General features: G+C 64.4%; 6 protein-coding genes. 3 read left to right on the forward strand and 3 right to left on the reverse strand.

The genetic code is table 11. From position 1 onward, the window contains the following. The first annotated feature begins 12 nt into the window (after nucleotides 1-12). The 3 genes from AC0JZ4_RS08285 (at nucleotide 13) to AC0JZ4_RS08295 (ending at nucleotide 4415) form a co-directional block, all read left to right on the forward strand. On the forward strand, nucleotides 13-768 hold the full coding sequence (locus AC0JZ4_RS08285) for an efflux RND transporter periplasmic adaptor subunit (protein WP_471885906.1): 756 nt from the start codon (nucleotides 13-15) through the stop codon (nucleotides 766-768). A 3-nt stretch (nucleotides 769-771) separates the two neighbouring features. Next, nucleotides 772-2205, forward strand: a complete 1434-nt coding sequence (locus AC0JZ4_RS08290) for an efflux RND transporter periplasmic adaptor subunit (protein ID WP_471885907.1) — start codon at nucleotides 772-774, stop codon at nucleotides 2203-2205. A gap of 62 nt (nucleotides 2206-2267) precedes the next feature. After that, the gene (locus AC0JZ4_RS08295; RefSeq protein ID WP_471885908.1) at nucleotides 2268-4415 is read left to right on the forward strand and encodes an HlyD family efflux transporter periplasmic adaptor subunit; all 2148 of its coding nucleotides are present in this window, start codon (nucleotides 2268-2270) and stop codon (nucleotides 4413-4415) included. On the opposite strand, the gene AC0JZ4_RS08300 is transcribed toward AC0JZ4_RS08295, so the two are convergent. Genes AC0JZ4_RS08300 through AC0JZ4_RS08310 form a run of 3 tightly spaced genes read right to left on the reverse strand, consistent with a single transcriptional unit; the run spans nucleotide 4384 to nucleotide 9565 of the window. Continuing rightward, the gene (locus AC0JZ4_RS08300; protein ID WP_471885909.1) at nucleotides 4384-6132 is read right to left on the reverse strand and encodes a hypothetical protein; all 1749 of its coding nucleotides are present in this window, start codon (nucleotides 6130-6132) and stop codon (nucleotides 4384-4386) included. The genes AC0JZ4_RS08295 and AC0JZ4_RS08300 overlap by 32 nt on opposite strands. A gap of 2 nt (nucleotides 6133-6134) precedes the next feature. Further along, nucleotides 6135-7331, reverse strand: a complete 1197-nt coding sequence (locus tag AC0JZ4_RS08305; RefSeq protein WP_471885910.1) for an HlyD family type I secretion periplasmic adaptor subunit — start codon at nucleotides 7329-7331, stop codon at nucleotides 6135-6137. A 2-nt stretch (nucleotides 7332-7333) separates the two neighbouring features. Beyond that, entirely contained in the window at nucleotides 7334-9565 is a 2232-nt protein-coding gene (locus AC0JZ4_RS08310) for a type I secretion system permease/ATPase (RefSeq protein WP_471885911.1), read from the reverse strand. Between the last annotated feature and the right edge of the window lie 55 nt (nucleotides 9566-9620).

Here is a 9620-nt window from a genome sequence, read left to right on the forward strand (position 1 = left end):
AAGGAGTACGACGTGCAGACTTGGAAGGTTACGGGTCTTGTTCTTGCACTGGTGGCAGCAGCGCCGGGCGGTCATCGCCCGGCGCTTGCGCAAAATCCGGGTGAGGGTCTGCGTGGCATCGTGAAAGCCGTCAACGAGGCGATGATCGGCACGGATCTCATCGCGCCGATCGCCTCCCTGCCGTTTCGAGAGGGGCAGGAATTTGTCAAAGGTGACATTCTGGCCGCCTTTGATTGCCGCGATCTGGAAGCGCAGGTGAAATCCGCCGAGGCGGTCCTGAGGGCCGAGACGATCACGCATGAAAACAATGCCCGACTGGCGCGTTCCAAGGCCGTCGGCGCATTCGAGGTGGATCTGTCGAAGGCGAAGACCGATCAGGCGGCGGCCGAAGTGGAGGCGTTTCGCAGCAAGATGTCGCGCTGTGTCATCCGGGCACCCTATGACGGGCGGATCGCCTTCATGCGGGCACATGAACATGAAATACCGGAACCGAACCAGCCGCTGATGCAGATCGTCAGCAAGGGCGATCTGGAGATCGAGACGCTTCTGCCGTCCAACTGGCTCAGATGGCTGAAACCCGGAACGCCCTTTGCCATCACGATCGACGAGACCGGCGAGAAGAGGCAGGCGGAAGTATCGCGGATCGCGGCGATCGTCGATCCGGTCAGCCAGACGGTGAAGGTGACCGGGCGTTTTTCCGGCCATACGGCAGGCATTCTGCCGGGCATGAGCGGCCCGACCCAATTCAGCCCCGCACCGGGGGAATAGCGGATGGAACGGAACATCAAGGCGACGCTTCGGCCCCAGGATCAACCCCAGTCTCCGCCCCAAGCACAGGCCGCCAGTCACCCGACGTCCGGAGGCGGTGCGGCCAATTCGGCGCAGGCGGCGTCCAAGGGCTATGAGCTGCTGTTGCGGGTGGAAGCCGAGGCGCGGCAGGTGGAGACGCTCGGTGAGCTGGCCTTTCTGATCGCCAACGAGACGGCGCGCATCGCCAAGGCGCGGCAGGTGTTTGCCATGGCCGGCCGGGCGGAAAATCTGGTGGTCAAGGCGGTCACATCGGTCGGCGCCGTCGACCGCAATTCGCCGCGCATCCGCTGGATCGAGGCTGTGGTGCGTCGGCTGAGGGACGAGAAGGGGCTGGCCGCACCCTGCGATTTCGCCCTACCGGCGTTTTGCCCGCCCGGTGACGAAGAGCACAAGAGTTATCCCAGCCGGTTCATGGCCTGGCTGCCGTTCAAGCTGCGTGACGGAACGGTGTTCGGCGGCATGCTGATTGCCCGCGAAACGCCGTGGAGCGAGCCGGACCTTCTGATCGCGCGGCGCCTGGCGGCGACCTATGCGCATGCCTGGGCGGCCCTTTCCGGTGAGCGACGGCTGCGGCGGCGCATCAAGATCAAGCCGCTGCTGGCCGCGGCAGCCGTGGCGACGGTGGCGCTCGGTTTCTATCCCGTGCCGCTCACCGTTCTGGCGCCGGTGGAGGTGTCGCCGATCTCGCCGCGCATCATTGCCGCCCCGATGGACGGAGTGATCGACAGCATCATCGTCAACCCCGACCAGGCGGTCAACGAAGGCGATCCGCTGATCAAGATGTCGGATGTGATGCTGCGCAACGAGCTGGCGGTGGCCGAGCAGGATGTGCGGGTTGCCGAGGCCAAGCTGATGCAGGTGACGCAAGGGGCGGTGTCGGACCCGAAACTGCGCGCCGACCTGGCGATTACCCGCAGCGAGCTGACGGTTGCCGCCGCCAAGCGGGATTATGCCCGCGACATGCTGGAACGGTCGGACGTACGTGCGCCGGCGGGCGGCATCGCCATCTATACCGACCGGCGCGACTGGGTGGGACGGCCGGTGACGACCGGCGAGCGGATCATGGAAATCGCCGATCCGGAGCGCATGCAGCTTCGGATCGATGTGCCGGTGGCGGATGCGATTGCCGTGTCGAAGGGGGCGAAGGTGCGCGCCTTTCTCGATTCCGATCCGCTCAACCCGGCCAGCGCCACCGTCGTTGCCGCATCCTTCGAGGCGCGGATGATCGAGGGGGATGTGCTGGCCTACCGGGTCTATGCGGCGCTTGAAGGCGAGCAGCCGGGCATGCGGCTCGGCATTCGCGGCACGGCGCAGATCAGCGGCGAGAAGGTGGCGCTCGCCTATTACCTGTTCCGCAAGCCGATCTCGGTCATCCGCCAGCGGTTCGGCCTATGACCGCCGGGCAACCCCCTATCGGGCATGTGCATGGCCCTATCGCGCAGACGGGACAGCCGAGGGTGCTGCAGCCGCAGGCCGCGCCGAAGCCTGAGGATGCGCCACTGCCGGTGCTGAGGCAGGACCTGCAGATCATGCGGGTGGGAGCAAGCTATTCCGGTGCGCCGACATGGGTCGTGTTCGATCCGGTCCGCAACCGGTTCTTCCGCATCACCTACGAGATGTTTCAGCTGTTAAGCTTCTGGAATGTCAGCCGCACGGTCGGTATGCTTCTCAAGACGGTCAATGCGAAGTTTTCCGAGCGGATGACGGTGGAGGATATCGGCACTGTCGTGCGGATGCTGGAGCATAACCTGCTGCTTGCCGAGCCGACGCGGGGCGGGTGGCGGGCGCTGCACCAGAAATCGCTGCCGCGCCATTCCTGGTACATGCGGCTCATTCACAACTACCTGTTCTTCAAGGTGCCGCTGGTGCGGCCGGAACCCTTCATCCGCGCCACCTGGCCCTATGTCGCCTTCCTGTTCAGCAAAATCTTCTGGTCAGTCTCGGCAGCGGCGGGGCTGATCGGACTTTACCTCGTCTCACGCCAGTGGGATGCGTTCATCGGCACGTTTCCCTTCGTCTTTTCGCTCGAAGGGGCGGCGATCTCGATCCTTTCGGTGATCTTCATCAAGTGCCTGCACGAGCTGGGGCATGCCTATTTGGCGCACCGGTTCGGCTGCCGCATTCCGACGATGGGCGTGGCCTTCATGGTGATGGTGCCGCTGCTCTACACGGATGTCAGCGACGCGTGGAAGCTGAAGTCGCGCCGGCAGCGGCTCAGAATCGATAGCGCGGGCATGCTGGTGGAGCTGATGGTGGCTTCCTATGCGCTGCTCGCCTGGGCCTTCGTGCCCGACGGGCCGCTGAGAAGCGCGATCTTCGTGCTGACGGCGACCGGTGTGGTGTTGAGCCTCGTCGTCAACCTCAACCCGTTCATGCGCTTCGACGGCTATTACATCCTGTCCGACCTTCTGGGGGTGGAGAACCTTCAGCCGCGCGCCTTCCGGCACATGCGCTGGCGGTTGCGGGAATTTCTGTTCAAGCCGGGCTATGCAGCGCCGGAAGCCTTTCCGCCGCGGCTCGACGCGATCCTGACCGTCTATGCGGTGGCAACGGCGATCTACAGGGTGATCCTCTATCTGGGGATCGCGGTGCTCGTCTATCATTTCACGATCAAGATCATCGGCATCCTGCTTTTCGTCGTCGAGATCGGTTTCTTCCTCATCCGCCCGGTTTACATGGAAGTGAAGGAGTGGTGGTCCATGCGCAGCGATATCGTCAGAACCCGCCGGACCTATGTGACGGCCGCCTTCGTCTTCGGGCTGATCGTGCTGGCGTTCCTGCCGATCTCGACCAGCGTCACGGCACCGGCTGTCATCTATCCGGAGCAGTTCGTACGGCTCTATCCGCAGGAGCCGGGGCGGGTGGAACGGCTCGATATCGCACAGGGCCAGAGCGTCAAAAAGGGCGACGTGCTTTTTGTCATCGATGCGCCGCAAATCCGCGAGGAGATCCGCATTGCCGAGGTGGAGATCGAGTTGGCGCGCTCGCGGCTTGCCCGCGTCGGCGCCAATGCAAACGATCTCGCCCAGCGCAGCATCATCGAAGGCGAACTAGGCAGTTCGGTGGCGCGCCGGACGGGGCTTGAGGAGCGGCGGGCGACGCTAGTGGTGCGCGCGCCTTTCGACGGGACCGTGACCGAGATCAACCCCGAAATCCAGACCGGCCAATGGGTCGGCCGCAACGAGCAGATCGCGTTTCTATCGGCCGGCCTGGGGGCGGTGGCGCGGGGATATGTGGCGGGTAATGACAGCACCCGGCTTGCCGTCGATGCGTCCGGCTGGTTCGTGCCCGACGACCTGTCGCAGCCGCGGCTGCCGGTGACGCTGGCGGCGATCGCCGAAGCCGGAGCGCGCGAGATCGACATGCCGCAGCTTTCCTCGCAGCATCACGGCGCGATTGCCGTGCATCTGGCAAACGAGGGCCAGCGGCAGAGGCTGGTGCCGGTTTCGGCCCAGTATGCGGTCGTGGCGCGGATCGATGACGGGGCGTTCCAGCCGGGGCGCTCGGTTCAAGGCGTCATGCAGCTGACGGGCAAGGGTGTCAGCTTCGCCGAACGGGCCTGGCGGCGGGTGCTCATGGTGCTCTTCCGTGAGGCGGGCTTCTGAGACTTGCGGAGGGACGAAAGATCTCGTCGGCCCCGGTGAAGCCCGACCGCTCGATATGGCGGCGGTAGGCGATGAAGCCGGAGAGATAGTGCTCGACATCGTCGATCCGCACCCGGAAGGCGTGGTGGCGGATGAAGAAGGCGCCGAGAATGCGGTTCGGACGCTGCATGAACATCGCCAGTTCGGGCCAGAAATGGCCGTTCAGCAGATAATGGGCGCGTTTTTCCAGCGCATATTCGAAACGGGTTCGGTCGATGCGGGCGAGAAGATGCCGGTTGCGCGTGTCGTCCTCCAGCCGTGACAGCGTATCGCGCGTCGCCATCATCAGTTCGAGCAGGGTCGGGAAGGTTGTGACGCGGTTTTCGACGAAATCGAGATGGCCCGCGACGTTATCGAGGGCGAAGCGGAAATATTCCTCGCGCGGGCGATGTCTCACCAGTTCCGCGGCGCAGTAGGCAAGCCAGTGGTCGTGGTGACGGTGATGGCCGTTGCGGAGGAAATGGCCGAAGGCGCGCTCGACCGCATCGAGCCAGCGGTCGTCGAGGGTGATGCCGTAAAGGCGCATCAGGGCAAAGGCTGCCTCGCCGTCGTAATAGATTGTGCGGAAGGTTTCGCGGGTCTCCAGGCTCGGAAAGGTCAGGACGTGGCGGAAGGCGCCGGTGCGGTGGTCCTGCATGAAGCAGAGACCGATGGCCAGCCGTTCCATCAGCTCGTCATGGACATCCTCGCCGAAGACGGTGGCGAATTTTGCGAGCGCCAGAATGGCCAGCGCATTGCCGCCGAGCTTGATGTCGCCATTGGCCTCGAGCAGGAAGGCGGCGATCTCGCCGCTCGGCAAAAGCGCGTGGGTGACGAGATCGCGGGTGAGGCAGGAGAGCGCCTGGTCGATCGCCTCGCGCAATGTGGCGCTGCCGGTCACCTCATAGGCCTCGATCATCGCGTAGAGCGTGCTGGCATGGCGCAGCGTGTTGTAGGTGCCGATCTGCCGGTCGAAACAGGGGTGATAGCCATAGGTGAAGCGCCCATCGGCCCCGACCTGGCGGGCGAGGAATTCCGAACCGTCGGTGATCAGGCGCGTAACGAGATCGACATCGAGCCGCTCGACGACACGGCGGCCGGCATCGAGGCCGGACGGGTGGAGCGGGTGGATCGCCTTGCCGTCGCAAAAGACGCCGGAGCCGGCGAAGAGATGGATGCGGTTGCCGGGGGCGAAGTCCGGCGCAGGATCTGCGGACGGGGGGCCGGGGAAGCGGTGCTTCAGGTAGAGGCGAAAATTCTTCTCGTTCAGTTCGGCTGCCGGGTTCTCGTTGCCGCCATAGAGCATGGCATTGGCGTTGAGTTCCTGTTCGAGGAAGGCGCGGTCGAAATTCCGGTCGAGGGCAAGGCCGAGGCGGAAATAATTGCGCTTGGTGTTGGCGAGGACATCCCTGAGTTCCGCCCGGGTCGAGGCTTGGATGGCGGAGGGCCAGTCGACCCTGAGCCAGCGATGGCGGCCCGATTGCAGGCGGCGCATCTGCCGCACCGCTTCCATACCCCGCTGCCATGCCGTGTCGAAACTCTCGCCCTTGGCGATCGTTACCGCGGCACGCTCCTCGCCGTCGCTTGAGGAAAAGAACAGGACGAAGCCTGGGTAGGGGGCGGGAAGCGGCCGGCAGGCGGCCTGCACATGCCGGCGCAAATCATCGAACAGCTTTGCCTCTGCCTTTTCCGTCGTCATCGCTAACGCTCCCGCATGGCCTCGCGGGCCTTGTTGAAGGGTTTCAGGAGGTAATCCAGAACGGTCTTTTCGCCGGTATGGATATCGACCGTGGCGACCATGCCGGGCGAAATCGGAAACTGCGTGCCGGCAGCGTTTTCCAGCGCGTCCTTTTCCGTCTTCACATAGACGCGGTAGTAATAGATCTCGGGATCGACCTCGTCCTGGATCGTGTCGGGCGAGATGGTGACGACCTTGCCGGGCAGGCCGCCATAGACGGCGTAGTCATAAGCCGTGATCTTCACCGTCGCCCGCTGGTCCGGATGGATGAAGGCGATGTCGCGTGGCAGGATGCGGGCTTCGATCATCAACTGGTCGCCGAGCGGGATGATATCCATCAGCTTGCCATTGGGCGGCACGACGCCGCCGATGGTGGAGACCTCGATATTCTTGACGATGCCACGCACCGGCGAGCGCAGCGTCAGGCGGGAAAGACTGTCGGAACGGCCCTTGATGATCGAGGTCAGCGACGAGACCTCGGCATTCGCCTTGGCCAGCTGCTCGCGGGCGTCGACCACGTATTTGGTGCTGGTCTCGACCTTCTTCAGCTCCAGCTCGGCGCGCTCGCGCTTGAGCCGGATGATCTCGACGCTGCTGGCGGCGCCCATCTTCGACAGCCCCTCGTTGACCTCCAGCTCCTGACGGGTCAGCGCCAAGGACTCGTCGATCCATTGCAGGGTTTCGGTGAGGTTCTGCTGGCGGGCATCGTAGAGGCGGGTTTCGGCGGCGATGAGATCGGGGAAGTCGTTCAGTTCGTCGGGAAAGGAGAGCGGCGTGCGGTTGACCTCGGCCGTCAGTCGCGCCGAACTGGCGAGCGCTGCACGCCAGGTGGCGGTAGATTCGCCGACGTCGGATTCAGTGATTGTCGGGTCGAGCTGGGCGATCAGCTGGCCGCGTTCGACCACCTGGTTTTCCTGCACCATCAGCTTGGAGACGATGCCGCCTTCGAGCGACTGGATGACCTGCTCCTTGCTGATCGGCACGACCTTGCCGTCGCCGGTGGAGACTTCGTCGAGGACGGCGAAATAGGCCCAGATAAGACCGACGACGAGGAGGGCCGCCATGACGACGATGACGGTCTTGGCCTTCGACAGGCGGACCTCGTCCTCGCCGCCATAGTGCCAGCTTTCATCGACCAGACGGGGAAAGGACATGGCCATGGTCAGCCTCCACTCTTGACGCTGCGCAGCCGCTGCTGCTGGGTCTGATCCGTCTTTCCGGCTTCGGGTCGGGCACCGCCGCGCAGAACCTGCAACGCCTCCTCCTTGGGCGCATCGAGGACGACGCGGCCGCCGTCGAGGACGGCAACGCGTTGCACGAGATCGAGCACCCGCATGCGGTGGGTGGCGATGATCACCGTCCGGTTCTTCGCCCATTCGGCAAAGCGGGCAATGAACAGGCGCTCGGTCGCCTCGTCCATCGAGGCGGTCGGCTCGTCGAGAAGCACGACGGAAGGACTGCGGATCAGCAGGCGCGAGAGGAGCAGCGCCTGCTGCTGGCCGCCGGACAGGCCGCGGCCGCCTTCGTCGATCAGGTGGTCGATGCCCTTCGGCAGCGTGCGGATGAAGTCCTCGCAGCCGGTCATCTGCAGCGCTTCGAGCATGGCCTGCTGCGAGGCGTTCTGGGCGCCCATCAGCACGTTTTCGCGGATCGTGCCGTGAAACAGCCGCGAGTTCTGGGTGATGAGGCCGACTTCGCGGCGCAGGTCCGACGGGTCGATATGGTCGATCGCAAGACCGTCTATCAACACCTCGCCGGAGGATACCTGCATCTGGCCGGACAGCGCCTGCAGCAGGGTCGATTTTCCGGCGCCGTTCTTGCCGAGCAGAGCGATCGTGTCGCCGGCCCCGACCCGAAAATCGGAGAGCGACAGGGCGGGGCGGCCTGCCGGTTCGCCATAATAATAGATCGCCTTGCGGAAGCGGTATTCGCCCTGCAGCGAGCCGACCGAGATACGGGCTTCCGCCGGTGGGTGGTCGACCGGCATCTGCATGATCGAGTTAAGGCTCTGCAGGCCGATCTTGGCGTGCTGCAGGCGGCTCAGAACCTGGGTCAGCTGCGCCATCGGCGCCATCATGCGTGAGCCTAATATGGAGCAGGCGACGAGCGCGCCGGTGGTCATGTCGCCGGCCATGACGAGCGGCGCGCCGCAGAAGACGATGACGGCGAAGACGCTGGTCTGGATGCCGTGGCCCCAGCTCGTCAGCGTGCTGGTGATGTCGCGCAGCTTGACCTGCGCATCGGCGCTTGCCGCGTTGAACGTGTTCCATTTCTGCTGGAAGACGCTTTCGGCCTGCAGCGCCTTGATATCCTCGATGCCCTGGATCGATTCTACCAGCATGGCATTGCGCAGCGAAGACTCGCGCATGGCGAGGCTGGCATTGCGCTTGAGCTTGCCCTGGGCGAGCAGGCCGGGGGTGACGAGCAGGACGAGGGCGACGGCCGGAATGACGGCGAGCCAGCCGCCGATGATGGCGAAGAGCAGGAGGAAGAGGATGAAGAAGGGCAGGTCGGCGATCGCCGAGACGGTGGTCGAGGTCAGCATTTCGCGAACCTGTTCCAGCTCGCGCAGCTGGGCGATGAAGGTGCCGGTCGCCTTGGGCCGCTGCTGGTTCTTCACCCGCAGCGCATGGCCGAAGACGACGTCGGAAATGCGGATATCGGCGCGCTTGCCGACGACATCGATGATCGCGGTCCTGACCTTGCGCATGATGTAATCGAAGACGACGGCGATGGCGACGCCGATGAAGAGTACGACCAGCGTGCTCATCGAGTTGGCCGGCACGACGCGGTCATAGACCTGCATGGAAAAGATCACGCCGGCGATGGAGAGCGCATTGGCGACGAAGGAGGCAAGCAGAACATAGGTGTAGGGGCGAAGATCGCTGAGCGCCAGCTTGCGGAACCAGCCGTGCGTGTCCTCGGCGATATAGGCATCGATGCGCTCGTCCGGCCGGGTGCGGGCGTCGCGGGCGATCAGAAGGTGGGTGACGTGGCCTTCGAGTTCGGCACGCGGGATCCATGTCCAGTGGCCGTTGTCGCCGGCAAAGACGATCTTTACCTCGTCGCCATTGATATCGGTGACGAGGCCGATATCGCCATAGTTCAGCTCGATCAGCATCGGCAGGCGGCGGGCGGTGATGCCCTTGGCGAGCGGTTCCACCGGCTTGGCTTCGAGGCCGAAGCGGCGGGCCAGTTTTGCTATGCGGTGAAGCGGCGGGGCCGCTTCCTGCAGGATCGAGATGTAGTTGGCGGCAAACTTGGAATGGGCGAGGCCATAGTTCTGGGCGGCAAGTCCCATGACCTCGATCCAGTCATGGGACTGATTGCTGGGCTCATTGCTCTCGGGAGCGCCGGCATCGGGATTTTGCGGGGGAAGGGGCGCTGCCCCCATCCCCTCTTCTCTGCTTCGTTCGGATGGTGCCCCCGTGGCATCCATGCGCGTCCTC

This window comes from [Rhizobium] kunmingense, from assembly GCF_977018605.1.